Source organism: Sphingomonas sediminicola (genome assembly GCF_049991885.1).
In the GTDB taxonomy this organism is placed as follows: domain Bacteria; phylum Pseudomonadota; class Alphaproteobacteria; order Sphingomonadales; family Sphingomonadaceae; genus Sphingomicrobium; species Sphingomicrobium sediminicola.
Genome location: NZ_CP178916.1, coordinates 1,874,447 through 1,892,229, shown reverse-complemented (window position 1 = coordinate 1,892,229; position 17,783 = coordinate 1,874,447). Strand labels below are relative to the sequence as shown.

The 17,783-nt window shown below is 63.7% G+C and carries 18 protein-coding genes; 9 read left to right on the top strand and 9 right to left on the bottom strand.

The window, feature by feature from the left end:
- Positions 1–163: 163 nt before the first annotated feature.
- Genes ACMC5O_RS09810 through ACMC5O_RS09785 form a run of 6 tightly spaced genes read right to left on the bottom strand, consistent with a single transcriptional unit; the run spans position 164 to position 4,840 of the window.
- The gene (locus ACMC5O_RS09810; protein WP_426692775.1) at positions 164–1,393 is read right to left on the bottom strand and encodes an MgtC/SapB family protein; all 1,230 of its coding nucleotides are present in this window, start codon (positions 1,391–1,393) and stop codon (positions 164–166) included.
- A gap of 29 nt (positions 1,394–1,422) precedes the next feature.
- Positions 1,423–2,262 (bottom strand): S-formylglutathione hydrolase, encoded by an 840-nt coding sequence (fghA, locus tag ACMC5O_RS09805; protein WP_426693524.1) that lies wholly within the window; start codon positions 2,260–2,262, stop codon positions 1,423–1,425.
- Between the two features lie 2 nt (positions 2,263–2,264).
- Positions 2,265–2,651 (bottom strand): VOC family protein, encoded by a 387-nt coding sequence (locus tag ACMC5O_RS09800; protein ID WP_187708943.1) that lies wholly within the window; start codon positions 2,649–2,651, stop codon positions 2,265–2,267.
- Between the two features lie 11 nt (positions 2,652–2,662).
- Positions 2,663–3,019 (bottom strand): cupin domain-containing protein, encoded by a 357-nt coding sequence (locus ACMC5O_RS09795; RefSeq protein WP_187708944.1) that lies wholly within the window; start codon positions 3,017–3,019, stop codon positions 2,663–2,665.
- Entirely contained in the window at positions 3,019–4,131 is a 1,113-nt protein-coding gene (locus tag ACMC5O_RS09790) for an S-(hydroxymethyl)glutathione dehydrogenase/class III alcohol dehydrogenase (RefSeq protein ID WP_187708945.1), read from the bottom strand. Before ACMC5O_RS09790 ends, ACMC5O_RS09795 begins: the two co-directional genes overlap by 1 nt.
- 31 nt (positions 4,132–4,162) lie before the next feature.
- Positions 4,163–4,840: a type 1 glutamine amidotransferase gene (locus tag ACMC5O_RS09785; RefSeq protein WP_187708946.1), complete on the bottom strand. Its 678-nt coding sequence runs from the start codon at positions 4,838–4,840 to the stop codon at positions 4,163–4,165.
- 60 nt (positions 4,841–4,900) lie between these two features.
- On the opposite strand from ACMC5O_RS09785, the gene ACMC5O_RS09780 reads away from it, so the two are divergent.
- The 9 genes from ACMC5O_RS09780 to ACMC5O_RS09740 are packed head-to-tail and all read left to right on the top strand — an operon-like array spanning position 4,901 to position 14,853.
- Entirely contained in the window at positions 4,901–5,668 is a 768-nt protein-coding gene (locus ACMC5O_RS09780; RefSeq protein WP_426692774.1) for an SDR family NAD(P)-dependent oxidoreductase, read from the top strand.
- Positions 5,665–6,474: an enoyl-CoA hydratase family protein gene (locus ACMC5O_RS09775; protein WP_187708948.1), complete on the top strand. Its 810-nt coding sequence runs from the start codon at positions 5,665–5,667 to the stop codon at positions 6,472–6,474. The genes ACMC5O_RS09780 and ACMC5O_RS09775 overlap by 4 nt, the downstream gene beginning before the upstream one ends.
- On the top strand, positions 6,474–7,622 hold the full coding sequence (locus ACMC5O_RS09770; protein ID WP_187708949.1) for an acyl-CoA dehydrogenase family protein: 1,149 nt from the start codon (positions 6,474–6,476) through the stop codon (positions 7,620–7,622). The genes ACMC5O_RS09775 and ACMC5O_RS09770 overlap by 1 nt, the downstream gene beginning before the upstream one ends.
- Positions 7,619–8,011 (top strand): RidA family protein, encoded by a 393-nt coding sequence (locus tag ACMC5O_RS09765; RefSeq protein WP_426692773.1) that lies wholly within the window; start codon positions 7,619–7,621, stop codon positions 8,009–8,011. The genes ACMC5O_RS09770 and ACMC5O_RS09765 overlap by 4 nt, the downstream gene beginning before the upstream one ends.
- Positions 8,008–9,591: an AMP-binding protein gene (locus tag ACMC5O_RS09760; RefSeq protein ID WP_426692772.1), complete on the top strand. Its 1,584-nt coding sequence runs from the start codon at positions 8,008–8,010 to the stop codon at positions 9,589–9,591. The genes ACMC5O_RS09765 and ACMC5O_RS09760 overlap by 4 nt, the downstream gene beginning before the upstream one ends.
- A gap of 28 nt (positions 9,592–9,619) precedes the next feature.
- On the top strand, positions 9,620–10,270 hold the full coding sequence (locus tag ACMC5O_RS09755) for an alpha/beta hydrolase (protein ID WP_426692771.1): 651 nt from the start codon (positions 9,620–9,622) through the stop codon (positions 10,268–10,270).
- Positions 10,271–10,315: 45 nt separating this feature from the next.
- On the top strand, positions 10,316–12,448 hold the full coding sequence (gene scpA / locus ACMC5O_RS09750; RefSeq protein WP_187708951.1) for a methylmalonyl-CoA mutase: 2,133 nt from the start codon (positions 10,316–10,318) through the stop codon (positions 12,446–12,448).
- A 12-nt stretch (positions 12,449–12,460) separates the two neighbouring features.
- The gene (locus tag ACMC5O_RS09745) at positions 12,461–12,847 is read left to right on the top strand and encodes a DUF1330 domain-containing protein (RefSeq protein WP_187708952.1); all 387 of its coding nucleotides are present in this window, start codon (positions 12,461–12,463) and stop codon (positions 12,845–12,847) included.
- Positions 12,847–14,853 carry an acetyl-CoA carboxylase biotin carboxylase subunit gene (locus ACMC5O_RS09740; RefSeq protein WP_426692770.1) on the top strand — a complete coding sequence of 669 codons (2,007 nt, stop codon included), beginning with the start codon at positions 12,847–12,849 and terminating at the stop codon, positions 14,851–14,853. The genes ACMC5O_RS09745 and ACMC5O_RS09740 overlap by 1 nt, the downstream gene beginning before the upstream one ends.
- A gap of 3 nt (positions 14,854–14,856) precedes the next feature.
- Here ACMC5O_RS09740 and mce read toward each other — a convergent pair whose 3' ends face one another.
- The 3 genes from mce to ACMC5O_RS09725 all read right to left on the bottom strand — a co-directional run bounded on the left by mce (position 14,857) and on the right by ACMC5O_RS09725 (position 17,547).
- On the bottom strand, positions 14,857–15,276 hold the full coding sequence (gene mce, locus ACMC5O_RS09735) for a methylmalonyl-CoA epimerase (protein WP_187708953.1): 420 nt from the start codon (positions 15,274–15,276) through the stop codon (positions 14,857–14,859).
- Positions 15,273–15,731 carry an OsmC family protein gene (locus ACMC5O_RS09730; RefSeq protein ID WP_187708954.1) on the bottom strand — a complete coding sequence of 153 codons (459 nt, stop codon included), beginning with the start codon at positions 15,729–15,731 and terminating at the stop codon, positions 15,273–15,275. Before ACMC5O_RS09730 ends, mce begins: the two co-directional genes overlap by 4 nt.
- A 283-nt stretch (positions 15,732–16,014) precedes the next feature.
- Entirely contained in the window at positions 16,015–17,547 is a 1,533-nt protein-coding gene (locus ACMC5O_RS09725; protein ID WP_187708955.1) for an acyl-CoA carboxylase subunit beta, read from the bottom strand.
- Positions 17,548–17,783 lie beyond the last annotated feature (236 nt).

The window sequence follows — 17,783 nt, the reverse complement described above, 5'->3', positions numbered from 1 at the left end:
CCATTTTCTCGAAGGAGGTTCGCCGGAGCGCGTGGGACGCCGAATCCCGGGGCCCATCAGTTAGACAAAACGAGTAGGACGTGAGGGGGCTTCTCGGTTGCGATTTGGGTGGTTAGACAAGCTAATGACTTGTAATTCGGGGATTGTTGTTACCCCGTTGGGGTCACCAGATCAGCGTCAGCACAAATCCAATGCTGATGGCGAGGGCGACCATGCTCGCGCCGAGCGCGATAGCTGCTGAGCGGCCTTCGCTCCGAGCATAGGCCAGCGTAATCCCGAGCTTCACGGCCATGTTGGCGAGCACCGTTCCAGCCAGCGCCGTTGCTGCGAAAAGCGCGCCGATCATCTCCGGCGGAATTCCACCCGCCGTCACGATCGCGACGTCCACATCCATCGTTCCGATGATCAGGAGGAGTGCTGCGATGCCTTCCTGCCCGAAGCGCCCCTGGGCCCAGGCGCCTGCAACTGCGGCGATAGCTACGAAGAGCAGGAACGCGAGGGCCGGGAGCAAAGCGATCGGGTTGCCTGGCGGCGAAGGACCTTCGCACCGCGGCGCCTTGCGATAGAGCCACCAGCCGGCCGCACTTGCAACGACGAATGCGGGTGCGACAATCATCGCGAACGGAAGCACCAATCGCGTCGCGAGCAAGGAGATAAGGACGATGATCCGCACGTACATGATCGCTGTTGCGAGAGCGATTCCAGCCGGTTCGGCTCCGCCCCCCTTGCCCGAACCAAGGCGCTGAGCGAGCGACTGCGTTACTGCCGTGGAGCTGTAGAGGCCGCCGATGATGGCGGTGGCAATGGTCCCATGCCGCGAGCCGAAAATGCGGTTTGTGACATAACCGAGGAAGGAGAAGCCGGTAACGAGGACGACCACGAGCCACAGCTTCTGCGGATTCCACGCGCCGTATGGGCCGTAATTGCCGCTCGGCAGGAATGGCAGGACTGCTCCTGCGATCACCGCAAAGCGTGCGAGTGCCTTCACGTCCTCCTCGTCGAGCTTGCCGATCAGACTGTGCACTTCCTCTTTCAGTGCGAGGATGAGCGTCACCAGAGTGGCGCCGACTATGGCCAGTGCCGGGTCGCCGCTTCCCGCGAGGAAGCCGAGGCCGACGGTCGTGATTCCGGCGATCGGGGTGGTCGCGTCCGTTCGCTTATCCAGGTCAGGCCGGTGGGCGTAGCCGATGGTCAGGATGGCTACGGCACTTGCGACGAGGCCTCCCGCGGCGACCGAATGGCCCATGCCGCCAATCAGGCCCGCTATACCTGAGACCAGGCCGAGCAGGGTGAAGGTGCGGATGCCGGCGACCCGCGTCCCTTCGCCCACGCGCCGGAGATTGAAACCTCGTTCGATTCCGATCAGCAGGCCGCACGTAATCGCGGTGCCCACCGCAAGAGCCGCACCATAAAAATTGCCGTTCAGCGCAGTCGCTCCGAATGCCAGCGCAGGTGGTCGGCCATGAAGGTCGAGATGAAGTAATAGCTGTGGTCGTAGCCATCGCGCAGGTGGAGCTCCAGCGGGATGCCCGCGTCGGCGCAGGCCTTTTCCAGCAACTCCGGCTTCAACTCCTTCTCCAGGAAATTGTCTGAAGTTCCGACGTCGACGAGCAGTCCGTCGATCCGAGCACCGTCTTCAATCAGTGCGACGGCATCATGTTTTCGCCAGACGGCGTGATCGTCCCCGAGATAGCCGCCTAGTGCTTTCTGACCCCACGGCACCTGGCTCGGCGCCACAATGGGGGCGAAAGCCGACACGCTGCGGAAGCGGCCTGGATTGCCCAGCGCGACCGTCAATGCCCCGTGGCCGCCCATCGAATGGCCGGTGATGCCCTGCCTGCTCATGTCGACCGGAAACTCGGATGCGACCAGGGCAGGCAATTCCTCGATGAGGTACGACCACATCTGATAATTGCGGGCGAAAGGCTCCTGTGTCGCATCGACGTAGAAACCCGCGCCGAGGCCAAAGTCGTAGGCGCCAGCTGGATCGTCCGGCACGCCTTCGCCGCGAGGGCTCGTGTCTGGAGCGACGAGTATAAGGCCATGCTCAGCGCAGGCGGCGCGATACTCGCCTTTCTCGGTCACGTTTGCGTGCGTGCACGTCAGGCCTGACAGGTACCAGACGATCGGCAGTTTCCCGCCGCTTTCGGCCTGTGGCGGCAGGAAGATCGAGAAGGTCATCTCCGTGCCGGTCGCGGCGGACGCATGTTTCACGACGAGCTGCCGCCCGCCGTGCGACCGGTTTTCGCTGAGGACCTCCAAACTCACTTGTCGGCCGGTATCCGGTAGAAGCCGCAGAGCTTGTTGCCGTCCGGATCGCGCAGGTAGGCGAGGTACATCTTGCCGAAGCCAGCGTCTCGGATGCCAGGAGGGTCCTCGCAAGACTTGCCGCCGTTGGCCAGGCCGGCCGCGTGCCAGGCATCGACCTGTTCGGGACTTTCGGCGCGGAAGCCAATCGTCGAACCATTGCCGACGCTGCAGGGCTCGCCGTTCAACGGCTGCCCGACGCCGAGCGCGCCTTCGCGGGTCATCCACCAGTCCGACTTGCCGAAATCCTGCCCTGGTTTGTGGCCCAGCGCACCCAAGGTCGCGTCGTAGAATTTCTTCGACCGTTCGCGGTCGCTGCATCCCAGCATCACGTGGCTGAACATATTCCCTCTCCCTAGATCTCGACAGCTTTGGTGGCGGTCGCTTCGTCACCCGTATTGGGCATGTCCCGCGGATCGATCAGCAGCAGCTTGGTCTCGCCGCCGCGTGACACCGGCCGATGCTCCGTGCCCCGCGGAACGACGAACAGCTCGCCCGGGTGCAGATGCACCGTGCGGTCGCGAAGCTCGATGTCGAGCGCGCCCTCGATCACAAGAAACAGCTCGTCGGTGTCGTCATGGCTATGCCAGATGAATTCGCCTTCGACCTTCACTAGACGAATCTCATTGTCATTGTAGCGCGCGACGATCCGCGGCGCCCAATGATCGGAGAAGCTCGCCAGCTTCTCGGCGAGGTTCACCTTGTCGCTCATCAGTAGACGACCACGCTCCGGATGCTTTCGCCCGCGTGCATCAGGTCGAAGCCCTTGTTGATCTCGTCGAGCGTCAGGACGTGGGTGATCATCGGGTCGATCGCGATCTTCCCGTCCATGTACCAGTCGACGATCTTCGGTACGTCAGTGCGGCCCTTGGCTCCGCCGAACGCCGTTCCGCGCCAGTTGCGGCCGGTGACGAGCTGGAACGGACGGGTGGCGATCTCCTTGCCGGCTTCTGCGACGCCGATGATGATGCTCGTGCCCCAACCGCGGTGGCAGCATTCGAGCGCCGTACGCATCACCTCCGTGTTGCCGGTTGCGTCGAACGTGTAATCCGCGCCGCCGTCGGTTATCTCGACGATCTTCGCGACGATGTCCTCGCGGCTCATGCCCTTCGTGTTGAGGAAGTCGGTCATACCGAACTTACGGCCCCAATCCTCGCGGTCCGGGTTGATGTCGACGCCGACGATCTTGTTCGCGCCGACCAGCTTCGCGCCCTGGATGACGTTGAGGCCGATGCCGCCGAGGCCGAAGACGACGACGTTTGCGCCGGGCTCTACCTTGGCGGTTTTCACGACTGCGCCGACGCCGGTCGTGACGCCGCAGCCGATGTAGCAACTGGTCTTGAACGGAGCGTCCTCGCGGATCTTCGCGACTGCGATCTCCGGCAGCACCGTGAAGTTCGAGAAGGTCGAGCAGCCCATGTAGTGATAGATGGTCTGGCCCTTGTAGCTGAAGCGGCTGGTGCCGTCGGGCATCAGGCCCTTGCCCTGCGTCGCGCGGATCGCGGTGCAGAGGTTGGTCTTGCCGCTGAGGCACGACTTACACTGGCGACATTCCGGCGTGTACAATGGGATGACATGGTCGCCGACCTTCACGCTGGTGACGCCGGGCCCGGCCTCGCGCACCACGCCCGCACCTTCATGGCCGAGGATCGAGGGGAAGATGCCCTCGCTGTCGAAACCGTCGAGCGTGTAGGCGTCGGTGTGGCAGATGCCGGTCGCCATGATCTCGACCAGAACTTCGCCCTGCTTCGGGCCTTCGAGGTCCAGCTCGACGATCTCGAGCGGCTTCTTCGCTTCGAAGGCTACGGCTGCGCGGGTCTTCATGAGTCGCTTCCCCCAAATGGTTTGCGCGTGCCTATGCCTCCAGGAAACGCTTTATCCAACCGGCAACGCGCGCATTGTCGTTTGGCGCATCCAGCGAGGCGATCGCCGCGTCAGGGTCGGGAACGACGTCGTAACGCTTCTCGATCAGCGCCTTCGCAAAGGCCGGCGAGAATTCCGGGTGGAATTGGAAGGAGATGGCCGGTCTGTCGGTCCAGGCGAGCGCCGCAAGAGGCGTGAAGCCGGATTGGGCGACAATCTCCGTGTTCGGCGGCTGAACGACGACCTGGTCCTGGTGCGATGCCGGGGCCGCGATCTTGTTGGCGCCGTCCATCCAGGGCTCGGGACGAACCACGTTGTAGCGATGGAGGCCGGCACCCCAGCCCTTTTCGGACTTCTCGACATGGCCGCCGAGCGCTTCCGCCATCGCTTGGTGACCGAAGCAGATGCCCACCATCTTGCTCTCCTTCGCAGCGCGGATGAATTCCATCAGTCCAGGAATCCACGGCAATGGATCGTAGACGCCGGCCGGTGACCCAGTGAGGAGGCAGGCGTGGTGGGCGCCAGCATCCGGCAGATCTCCGGCCTGGACGTCGAAACTCTCGCATTCGAAGCCATTGCCCAGCATCGCCCGGAACATCGATGGATAGTCGCCGAATTGCTCGGAGAGCTGGCCGGGAGGCCGTCCCGTCTCGATGATCGCAAGCTTCATGACGGCTGCCTTGCCACCTCATTGGGGTTCGGCCAATGCTTCAAATGAAAGGGGAGAGCGATGGCTGACAGACCGCTCGAGGGGCGTCACGCGCTGATTACCGGCGGCGGCACTGGCATTGGAGCTGCCACGGCGGAGATGATTCATGCTGCCGGAGCGCGGATTTCGCTGCTGGGCCGCCGGATGGAGCCTCTGCTGGATGTTGCGAGAGTGACGAACGGACAGGCGATCCAGTGCGACGTCACCAACCTCGACAGCATCCATAAAGCGTTCGACGAGGCACGGGCGAAGAACGGCCTGATTGACCTGCTGATCGTCAACGCGGGCATCGCGGAGAGCGCGCCCTTCCACAAGATGACCCGCGAGAGCTGGGACCGGATCATTTCGGTCAATCTCACCGGCGCGTTCGACACGGTGCAGGCGGGGTTACCCGACCTGCTGAAGTCGGAAGACGCCCGGGTCGTCTTTATTGCCTCGGTCGCGAGCCTTCGCGGAGTCCCGTATGCGGCGCATTATGCGGCATCGAAGCACGGCCTGCTCGGCCTGATGCGCTCGATGGCGGCTGAATATGCGAAGTCGAAGATGACCGTGAACGCGGTCTGCCCCGGCTATGTCGATACGCCGATGACCGACCAGTCGGTGGCGCGCGTGTCGCAGATCACGGGACGCGGCGAGGGCGATGCGCGTTCGGCGATCACCAACATGAATGCGAGCGGGCGGCTGGTCGATCCGCAGGCGATTGCGAACCTTGTGCTGACGCTTTGCCTGCCGCTCAGCAGAGACATCAACGGCGCAGCGATCACCATCGACGGGGGCACGAGCGCGTGAGTTTCGACGCTTCGAACTTCCGCCCGCACCATTTTCTGTGGGAGTTCGCCGACGGCGTCGCGACCGTCACGCTGAACCGGCCGGAGCGGAAAAACCCGCTGACGTTTGAAAGCTATGCCGAGCTACGTGACACCTTCCGCTCGCTGGCCAGAGCGAAGGACGTGAAAGTCGTCGTCATTCGCGGCGAGGGTGGCAATTTCTGTTCGGGCGGCGACGTGCACGAGATCATCGGTCCGCTGACCAGGATGGACGATGCCGGTTTGCTAGAATTCACGACCATGACCGGCGACCTGGTCAAGGCAATCCGCGCCTGTCCGCAACCGATCATCGCCGCGGTCGAAGGCGTCTGCGCGGGAGCCGGCGCGATCCTCGCAATGGCGAGCGACATCCGCTTCGCTTCGCCGAGCGCAAAGGCGGCATTCCTGTTCACCCGCGTAGGCCTGTCAGGCGCGGACATGGGCGCCTGCGCGATCCTGCCGAGGATCATCGGGCACGGCCGCGCTGCGGAGCTGTTGTTCACCGGCCGGTCGATAAGCGCCGACGAAGGTGTCGCCTGGGGCTTCTGGAATCGGGTCGTCGAAGATGTGTTGGCGGAGGCGAGCGCGCTTGCGCTGGAGCTCGCGCGTGGTCCGACTTTCGCTCACGCGATGACCAAGCGCCAGCTCGATGGCGAGTGGCACGTGTCGATCGACGAGGCGATCACGATGGAGGCCGAGGCCCAGGCGATCTGCATGAAGACCAAGGATTTCCATCGCGCTTACGAGGCGTTCGCCAACAAACGCAAACCGGAGTTCCAGGGCAACTGATGGCCGACCGCAGCTTCCTCGCCTGGCCATTTTTCGAAGAGCGCCATCGAGCGCTGGCGGTTGAACTCGAAGCCTGGTGCGAGGCGACGATCCATGACGCCGAAGCGGCTGACACGGACGAGGCGTGCCGCTCACTGGTGCAGGAATTGGGAAGCGCCGGCTTCCTGAAACTGTGCGTCGGCGATGGAGACTCTCGTCCCGACGTACGCAGTCTCGCAATCTGCCGGGAGATCCTGGCGCGTCATCACGGTCTGGCCGACTTCGCTTTCGCGATGCAGGGTCTTGGCTCAGGCGCGATCAGCCTGTTCGGGACTATCGAGCAGAAGCGAGAATGGCTCCCGCGCGTCGCCAGCGGCAAGGCGATTGCCGCCTTCGCCATGACTGAGCCGGAGTGCGGATCGGATGCCGCGAACATGGCGACCTCCGCGATGCGCGAAGGCAACGAATGGGTTCTGGTCGGCGAGAAAACCTACATCTCCAACGGCGGCATCGCGGACTACTATCTGACCTTCGCGCGCACCGGCGAAGGCGAGGGGTCGCGTGGGCTCTCGGCCTTCATCGTGCCCGCCGAATCGGTTGCGGTCGTTCAGCGCATCGACGCCATCGCCGCGCATCCGCTCGCGCGGCTCAAGTACGACAACGTCCGCATCCCCGCTGATGCGATCGTCGGCGAACCTGGAGAAGGGTTCCGCGTCGGGATGGAGACGCTGAACCTTTTCCGGGTGACCGTGGGAGCGGCAGCGCTCGGGTTTGCCCGGCGTGCGCTCGATGAAGCGCTCGCCTTCTCGTCAAACCGCCGTCTCGGCACCGGCAAGCTCTCCGACAATGCCGTGACGCAGGCCAAGCTGGCCGACATGGCGACAGCGATCGATGCGTCGTCGCTGCTCATCTACCGCGCGGCGTGGCAGCAGGATGTGGGCGGAACCGATCATCGCCGAGCCGCCGCAATGGCCAAGCTAAACGCGACCGAGTCCGCGCAGCAGATCATCGATGCCGCCGTCCAGATGCACGGCGGAATGGGCGTGACCAAGGGCGCCAAGGTGGAGGAACTCTATCGCGAAATCCGCGCGCTTCGCATTTACGAAGGCGCGAGCGAGGTGCAGCGGCAGATTATCGCACGCGACCTCTTGAAGGAGCATCGCGCATGAAGGACCTGTGCCCCCCCGGCTGGCCGCGTCCGAAAGGCTATTCAAACGCCATGGCTGCGCGCGGCCGCATCGTGATGACCGCCGGGGTCGTCGGCTGGAACGAACGCCAGGAGTTCGTCGACAATACGCTCGCGGGCCAGTTCGCCCAGACGCTTCGTAATATTGTCGCCATCCTCCAATGCGACGGCGCTTATCCGAAGAACATCGCGCGGCTCACCTGCTACGTGACCTCGATCGACGAATATCTCGCGAGCGCGAAGGAGATCGGTGCCGCGTGGCGCGAGATCATGGGCCGGCATTATCCGGCGATGGCCTTGGTCGAGGTCGTGCGGCTCGTCGAGCGCGAGGCGAAGGTCGAGATCGAGGCGACGGCGGTGGTTCCCGAATGAGGGACCGGTTCGTCGAGGATCGCCTGCCGCCACCGGACCAGCTTCCGGAATTCCGTTTCGACTTGCCAGAAGTCCGATATCCCGACCGGCTGAACGCGGCCGCCGAGCTTCTGAAGGGCGGCACTCCCGGCGCGCTTGCAATCGTCAACGATCACGGCCGCTGGACCTATGCCGATCTTGACGCCTTCAGCGGGCGCATCGCGCGGTTGCTGGTGGAAGAAGAGGGCCTCGTCCCCGGCAACCGAGTGCTTCTGCGAGGACCGAACGGGTACACGATGTTCGCGGTCTGGCTCGGGGTGCTGAAGGCAGGCGGAGTGGTCGTCGCAACCATGCCTTTGCTTCGGCCCGGCGAGGTCGCGACGGTGATCGAGCGGGCGCAGATCAGCCATGCGATCGTGGACAGCCGCTTCATCGGTGACTTCCGCGAGGCGGTCGACCAGACCCACTTCGTCAAGCACATCATCAAATATGACGGCGACTATGAGCACGGTGATCTGGAGACGCGCACCGCGTCGCTCGCCCCGCTCCCGCCCGTCGATACGCATCGCGACGACCCAGCGCTGATTGCTTTCACCAGCGGCACGACCGGCGTGCCGAAGGGCTGCGTCCAGTTCCATCGCGACATCCTCGCGCCTTGCGACACGTTTGCGAAACATCTCGTCGGTCCAAAGGCTGGCGATGTGTTCATGACCAGCGCCCCGATGGCCTTCACATTCGGGCTCGGCGTCACGCTCATGTTCCCACTACGCTTCGGCGCCGCCGCCGCGACCATCGAGCAGGCGACGCCGCCGAAGATGGTCGAGGCGATGGTGAAGCATGGTGTCACGCACCTCGGCACCGCGCCTACGGCTTACAAGGCGATGCTGTCGCAGCCGGGCCTCGACGATGCCCTCAAGTCTCTGCGCTACTGCATTTCCGCCGGCGAGCATCTGCCCGAGGCGACCTGGCGCGCGTGGCATGAGCGGACCGGCATCGCGATCACCGACGGCATCGGCTCGACCGAGATGATGCACATCTTCGTCTCGGCGGCGGGCGACGACGTTCGTCCCGGCTCAACCGGCAAGGCGGTACCCGGTTATACCGCGACCATTCTCGACGACGCGGGCAACTCGCTTGAGGAGGGCGAAGGCCGCCTCGCAATCCGTGGTCCCACAGGCTGTCGCTATCTCGATGACGAGCGGCAGGCGAAGTACGTCGAGAACGGCTGGAATATCACCGGCGACACCTATCGCCGAGATGCCGACGGCTATTACTGGTACCTTGCGCGCAGCGACGATATGATCGTCAGCTCGGGTTACAATATCGGTGCTCCGGAAGTCGAAAACGCGCTCCTTGCGCACCCAGCCGTCACCGAGTGCGCCGTGATCGGCGTCACCTGCCCCGAGCGCGGCCAGAAGGTGAAGGCTTTCATCGTCCTCGCCGCATTCGCCGAGCCGAGCGCGGAGCTGACCGAAAAGCTGCAGTCCTTCGTGAAGAACCAGATCGCCCCCTACAAATATCCGCGCGAGATCGAGTACGTGGACGCGCTGCCAAAGACCGCGACGGGCAAGCTCCAACGCTCGGTCCTGCGAAACCACTGATATGCAAGTCGTGTCGCGACTTCTTCTTATGGCAAGCGCCGTATTCGCCGCCCCTGCATCGCCGGCCGCAGCGCGGTCGCCCGCGATCGTTCAGCACATCGCTCCGAGCGCCTTTGCCTATGTCCCTGCGACAATCACCGGCCCAGCCCCACTGATCGTCGTCCTGCACGGCGCTGGTGGCGACGCTCGTTATTTCCTCGAACAGTTCAAGCACGACGCCGATCAACGCGGCGCCATTCTGCTGTCTGTCCAGTCGAGCGGGCGTACCTGGGCACAACGCAAACCAAAGGACGATGAGTCGGACGTCGCCAACATCAAGGCGGCAATTGCCGAACTGACGGCGAAAGCACCCATCGATAGAGGGCACACGACTGTCATGGGCTTCTCTGACGGAGCCAGCTACGCACTGTCGATCGGCATGGCCTACCCAGGCCTTTTCCGGACCATCATTGCCTTCTCGCCCGGCTATGCGTTCGCGCCTTCCCGCATCGACAAGGAGCAGCGGATCTTCATCGCGCATTCTAGCCGCGACCCGATCCTCCCGGCCGCCAATGTCCGCGACATGATCAAAGGCCTGGAGGGGGCCGGCTATTCGCCTGAAGTCCACTGGTTCAACGGCGGTCACGAAATCGATCCGCAGCTGAAGAATGCCGCCCTCGACTTTGCCCTCGCGCCATAGCGTCGAGGGTGGAGGTTCGCCGCTGCCCGCGCTAGTGCGGGCGCCGTGACCGACAAGCCGACCAAATCAGATTGGGAAACGCTCGCCGCGAAAGAGTCGCGGGGCAAGGACCTGACGCGCGAGACATTCGAGGGCATTCGCCTCGACAATGTCTATGGACCCGATGCCGCCATCGATAGCGGCTATCCGGGCGTCGCGCCCTTCACGCGCGGCCCCTATGCGACGATGTACGCGGGCCGGCCGTGGACGATCCGACAGTACGCCGGCTTTTCGACAGCGGAAGAGTCCAACGCCTTCTACCGCCGCAACCTTGCCGCCGGTCAAAAGGGTCTAAGCGTCGCCTTCGATCTCGCCACCCATCGCGGCTACGACAGCGACAATCCGCGCGTCGCGGGCGACGTTGGCATGGCGGGCGTCGCGATCGACAGTGTCGAGGACATGAAACTGCTGTTCGACGGCATCCCGCTCGGCGAAATGTCGGTCAGCATGACCATGAACGGCGCGGTGCTTCCGGTCATGGCCTTCTTCATCGTCGCTGGCGAGGAGCAGGGCGTCCCGCACGCGCAGCTGACGGGGACGATCCAGAACGACATCCTGAAAGAGTTCGCGGTCCGCAACACCTACATCTACCCGCCCGAGCCATCGATGCGGATCGTGTCGGACGTGATCGCTTTCTGCGCGCGCGAGATGCCGAAATTCAATTCGATCTCGATCAGCGGCTATCACATGCACGAGGCCGGGGCGACGGCGGTGCAGGAGCTCGCCTACACGCTCGCCGACGGCATGGAATATGCGCGCGCGGCGATGAAGCAGGGGCTCGAGATCGACGAGTTCGCGGGCCGCCTGAGCTTCTTCTGGGGCATCGGGATGAACCTGTTCATGGAGGTCGCGAAGCTGCGCGCCGCGCGTACGCTTTGGCACCGGATCATGACCGATCTCGGCGCGAAGAAAGATGAGTCCAAGCGGCTTCGCACGCACTGCCAGACTTCGGGAGTCAGCCTCACCGAACAGGACCCGTACAACAACATCGTGCGCACCACGGTCGAGGCGCTAGCGGCGGTGCTCGGCGGAACGCAGTCGCTGCACACCAACAGCTTCGACGAAGCGATCGCGCTACCGACCGATTTCAGCGCGCGCATCGCGCGCAACACCCAGCTGATCCTGGCCGAGGAAAGCGGCATCACCGCCGTCGCCGATCCGCTTGGCGGAAGCTGGTACGTGGAGAAGCTGACCCGCGAACTAGAGGAGCGCGCGTGGGAGCTGATCCAGGAAGTCGAGCAGCACGGAGGCATGACCAAGGCAGTTGCGGAAGGCCTGCCCAAGCATCGCATCGAGGAGGCCGCCGCGGCCCGCGCGGCAAAGGTCGACACGGGCGAAACGGTGATCGTCGGTGTCAACCGCTATCGCCTGGCGGAAGAGGAAGAGCATGACATCCTCGAGGTCGACAATGCCAAGGTCCGCGCCAACCAGATCGGCCGCCTGAGGAAGCTTCGCGAAGACCGCGATGACGCGAAGGTGGTCGCCGCGCTGGACGCGCTCGAAGCTGGGGCGCGGGGCGATGCGAACCTCCTAGAATTGTGCGTCGAAGCGGCACGCGCCCGTGCCTCGCTCGGCGAGATTTCGGACGCGCTGGAACGCGCGTTCGGGCGTTACGGAACCGTTCCCGAGCCAGTGCGCGGCATCTACGGGAAGGCCCGCAACGACGACCGCTGGAGAGCGGCGGAAGGTGGCACGCGCTCTGTTGCCGAGCGCCTCGGCCGCAAGCCGCGCATTATGGTCGCGAAGATGGGCCAGGACGGACACGACCGCGGCGCGAACCTGGTGTCATCGGCGTTCACTGACCTCGGCTTCGAAGTCATTCCCGGGCCGCTGTTCCAGACCCCACGCGAAACCGCGCAAATGGCGATCGAAAATGACGTCGACGTCGTCGGCGCATCGTCGTTAGCCGCAGGCCATCGCACGCTCATCCCGGAGCTGATTTCAGCGCTCAAGGAAGCAGGCCGAGCCGACATCAAGGTCGTCGCAGGCGGAGTCATTCCGCCACAGGATTATGCGCTTCTCCGCGCCGCAGGAGTGCAGGCGATCTTCGGTCCGGGCACAAACCTCGCCGACGCCGCCGACGAAGTGCTGCGCCTGCTCGGCCACAATCGTCCACCGCTGGACGAAGCCGCAGAATAAGGAGCGTCGGGAATGATCAGGTTCGCGGTATTAGTCCTTCTCGCGTCGACGTCGGCGACATGCGCGGCCATGACTCCGACTACCACTTCCTCCGTCGCGATCTCGCCCAAGGCCTATGTGGTGATAGAAGTCGCCGTGACCGATCCCGCCGATTACGAGAATTACAAGAAGGCGATTGAGCCGATCATCATTGCCCACGGCGGCCGTTACATAGCGCGCGCGGGACGCACAGAGACCATCGATCCGCCCGCGCCCAATGGACGCGTCGTACTGCTTGAATTCCCCAGTTTCGATTCCGCAATGGTATTCGAGAATGCGCCTGAGACCCACGCGGCGAGTGAGATCCGGCATCGCTCGTCCAAATCTCGGATCTACGTCGTCGAGGGAGTTGCGCCCTAGTGTTCAAGAAGATCCTGATCGCCAATCGCGGGGAAATCGCCTGCCGCGTCATCCGCACGGCGAAGCGCATGGGCATCAAGACGGTCGCGGTTTATTCCGACGCTGACGCTCGCGCGCCGCACGTGCGCATGGCCGATGAGGCTGTCCACCTCGGCCCGCCGCCGGCATCTGAGTCCTACCTCAAAGCCGAGCTAATCATCGACGCCTGCAAGGCGACCGGTGCCGAGGCCGTGCACCCGGGCTACGGCTTCCTTTCGGAGCGCGAGAGCTTCGCCAAGGCGCTGGCGAAGGAAAAGATCGCCTTCATCGGCCCGCCGCCCAAGGCCATCGCCGCCATGGGCGACAAGATCGAGTCCAAGAAGCTCGCGCAGAAGGCGGGCGTGAACGTCGTCCCCGGCTATCTCGGCGACATCGCCACGACCGACGAGGCGGTGAAAATCGCCAAGGACATCGGCTATCCGGTTATGATGAAGGCATCGGCCGGCGGCGGCGGCAAGGGCATGCGCCTCGCCTGGTCGGAGAAGGACGTTCGCGAGGGCTTCGAAGCCACCAAGCGCGAGGGTTTGAGCAGCTTCGGCGACGACCGCGTCTTCATCGAAAAGTTCATCGAGCAGCCGCGGCACATCGAGATCCAAGTGCTCGGCGACCAGCACGGCAACATCCTCTACCTCGGCGAGCGCGAATGCTCGATCCAGCGCCGCCACCAGAAGGTGGTCGAGGAAGCGCCGTCGCCGTTCGTCACGCCCGAGATGCGAAAGGCGATGGGCGAGCAGGCGGTCGCGCTCGCCCGCGCCGTTGGATATTATTCCGCGGGCACGGTCGAGCTGATCGTTTCCGGTGCCGATACGACCGGCAAGAGCTTCTACTTCCTCGAAATGAACACCCGGCTGCAGGTCGAGCATCCGGTGACCGAGGAAGTCACCGGCCTCGACCTCGTCGAGCAGATGATCCGCGTCGCGGCGGGCGAGAAGCTGGAGCTCAGCCAAGACGACGTAGAGCTCAACGGCTGGTCGGTCGAGAACCGCGTCTATGCCGAAGATCCCTACCGGCACTTCCTGCCCTCCACGGGCCGGCTGATTCGCTATCGCCCGTCACCCGAGAAGCGCGACGGGATTGTCGTCCGCGTCGATGACGGCGTGTTCGAGGGCGGCGAGGTGTCGATGTTCTACGATCCGATGATCGCCAAGCTGGTCACCTGGGCGCCGACCCGCGAGGCCGCGATCGACGCGCAGGTCGCGGCGCTCGACGCGTTCGAGATCGACGGCATCGGTCACAACGTCGATTTCCTGTCCGCGCTGATGCAGAACCCGCGCTTCCGCGAGGGGAACATCACGACCAACTTCATCGCCGAAGAATATCCGGAAGGCTTCGAGGGCGCTCCCGCCGACTCGCAACTGATCGTCGACCTGGTGGCCATCGCTGCGATGATCGAGACGACGCGGGAAGCGCGCGCCGGGCAGATCAGCGACCAGCTGCACAGCCCGATCGAGCCACCGCGCGACCACAGCGTGAAGGTTGGGGGCGAGGTTCACCGCGTCCACATCGAGCCATTCGAAGGTGGCACAATGGCCAGCGTCGATGGTGGTGCCCCGGTCGAGATCTTTGGAAGCTGGACTCCGGGCCAGCGACTGCTCGGTCTGACCATCGGCGGCCGCCAGCGTACCGTCCGGGTCGCGCGCAACGGCCGGAAGTGGGAGCTGACCACGCGCGGCGCGAAGCACAAGGTGCAGGTGCTCGACCCGCATGTCGCCGAGCTGTCCGTGCACATGATCGAGAAAGTGCCGCCTGATCTGTCGCGGCTGCTGCTCGCGCCGATGCCGGGCCTTGTCACGCGCCTCGACGTGAAAACCGGCGACAAGGTCGAGCCGGGCCAGACGGTCGCGATTATGGAAGCGATGAAGATGGAAAACATCCTCCGCGCGCCCAAAGCCGCAACGGTGAAAGCGACGCCGGTGAAGGCCGGCGAAAGCGTCGCCGTCGATCAGGTGATTGTGGAGTTCGAGTAGAACTCAGTTCGCCGCTTTCGGCGTCTCCATGATCTCCGTCAGAACGCCGCCCATGTCCTTGGGGTGAACGAAGAAAACGAGCGTGCCGTGGGCGCCGATGCGCGCCTCGCCGAGGACGCGCGCGCCGTTCGCCTCAAACTCCGCCTTGGCGATTTGAATGTCCGGGACTTCAAAGCACATATGATGCTGGCCGCCCAACGGGTTCTTCTCGAGGAATTTCGCGACGGGCGAATGGTCGCCGAGCGGTTCGATCAGCTCGATCTGCGAATTGGGCGTGTCGACGAAGCAGACGCGGACGCCTTGCGCGGGGAGGTCGAAGGCGGGACCGTGCGGCTCGGCATTGAACATGGTGCGGTAAAGCTCGAGGCTCTGCTCGATCGACGGCGTCGCGACGCCGACGTGGTTCAGACGGCCGAGTTTCATTGGTCGATTGTCACTTCCGTAGTCACTGAGTTGGCGATGAAGCAGGCTTCGTGCGCGCGGTCGTGAAGTTCGGCGATGGATGACTCATCGGGTGTGCTGCCGCTCCAAGTGATGCGCGGGTGGAGCGTAACGCGCGTCATCGCCATTTTCCCGTCCGGGCGCTTTTCCAAAGTGCCCTCTGCCTTATCAACATAGTCGTCAATGATGAGCCCGGCACGCCGCGCGAAATCAACGAAGAAGAGCATGTGGCAGGAGGAGAGGGAGGCGACGAACGCTTCCTCCGGATCGATGGCGTTAAGATCGGACCAAGGGGCCGGGACGACGTGCGGGCTGGGTGAGGCGGGGACAGTCACGCCGCCATCGAACTCCCACGTGTGCGCGCGGCTGTATTGGCCCTTGCTGAAGTCGCCGTCCGACTTCCGGGTCCAGCGGATCGTGGCAGTGTAGGTGCTCATGCGACTCCCCAGAATGGCAAACTTAGACAGAGCGAAAGGAACACCCAGAAGATCGCCAGTCCTCTCGTCATTCGCGACGATGCCCGGTTTCGCGGAAAGGATTGCCGCCGTGCCAGCTGCCAAATTCTCATCAGTGCCCTGGACAGCGCGAAAGCTAGGACGCCCAGCAGGGCGTAACGACCGCCCCACATAATCTGGCAGACAATACCGGCTGCTACAGCGATCCAGCCCGCCCCACCCAGAATTGCCAGGCCGATCTCCTCGGGCGTGACCGCATCCGGATCTAAAGCGGAATGTTGTCGTGCTTCTTCCACGGATTCTCCAATTGTTTGTTACGGAGCTTCCTTAGCCCGAGCGCGACCCGCCGCCGCGTCGAGTGCGGCATGATCACTTCGTCGATGAAGCCCTTGCTCGCGGCGATGAAGGGGTTGGCGAAGCGCTCTTCATATTCGCGGGTGCGTGTCGCGATTCTCTCGGCGTCGCCGATGTCTTTGCGAAAGATGATCTCGACCGCGCCCTTGGCGCCCATCACGGCGATCTCGGCGGTCGGCCAGGCGTAATTGAGGTCCCCACGCAAATGCTTGGAGGCCATAACGTCATAGGCGCCGCCATAGGCCTTGCGGGTGATGACGGTGATCTTGGGGACCGTCGCCTCGGCATAAGCGAAGAGCAATTTCGCGCCGTGCTTGATGATGCCGTTATGCTCCTGCGCGACGCCCGGGAGGAAGCCGGGGACGTCCACGAAAGTCAGGATCGGAATTTCGAACGCGTCGCAGAAGCGAACGAAGCGCGCACCCTTCTTGGAGGAATTGATGTCGAGGACGCCTGCCAGCACCATCGGCTGGTTGGCGACGACACCGACCGTGCGGCCCTCGATGCGACAGAAGCCGGTGATGATGTTGCCGGCATGGCCCGGCTGAAGCTCGAAGAACTCGCCCTCGTCGGCGACCTTCCGGATCAGCTCGTGCATGTCGTACGGCTGGTTGGCGCTTGGCGGGATCAAGGTATCGAGGCTGTCTTCGATGCGGTCCCAGTCGTCGCTAGTCGGCCGCTCGGGCAAATCGTGGCGGTTCGACAGCGGCAGGAAGTCGAAGAACTCGCGAGTGGCCAGCAGTGCGTCGATGTCGTTCTCGAAAGCAACGTCGGCGACGCCCGACTTCGTCGTGTGGGTGATCGCACCGCCCAGCTCTTCCTGGGTCACGACCTCGTTGGTGACGGTCTTCACCACGTCCGGGCCGGTGACGAACATGTAGGAGCTATCCTTCACCATGAAGATGAAGTCGGTCATCGCCGGCGAATAGACCGCGCCGCCCGCGCACGGGCCCATGATCAGGCTGATCTGCGGGACCACACCCGAGGCGAGGACGTTGCGCTGGAAGACCTCGGCATAACCGGCGAGCGAGGCGACGCCTTCCTGAATGCGGGCGCCGCCGCTATCGTTGAGGCCGACGACCGGTGCGCCGACCTTCATCGCCATATCCATGATCTTGCATATCTTTTGGGCGTGACGCTCCGAAAGAGAGCCGCCGAACACGGTGAAATCTTGGGCGAAAACGTAGACCAAGCGGCCATTGATCGTACCGGAACCGGTGACAACGCCGTCGCCGGGGAACGTCTGGCTCTCCATGCCGAAGTCGACGCAATTGTGCTCGACGTACATGTCATATTCTTCGAAGCTGCCTTCATCGAGCAGCACCGAGAGCCGCTCGCGCGCGGTTAGGCGGCCCTTTGCATGCTGGGCCTCGATCCGCTTAGCGCCGCCGCCTAGCTTTGCCGCCTCGCGGCGTTTTTCCAGTTCTTCGATTGTTGTCGCCAAGGGACGCTCTCCTTGGCCAGGCGTCCTTCCACGGTCGCCACGCAGGGTCAATCTCCGGCAAATCTGGCCGCGTCGTCGGGAGTGTTCCTGCGCTTCGGCGCAAGCGACTCACAGTCCGGCGTATGTTGCAGCGCAACATGGGGTAAAAAGAGTTAATCAGGATCAATTTTGCGGAACCGTAACCGCTTGCCCTCCGTTGGACATATGAGTTCCTAACGACAGGAGGTTAAACGCGA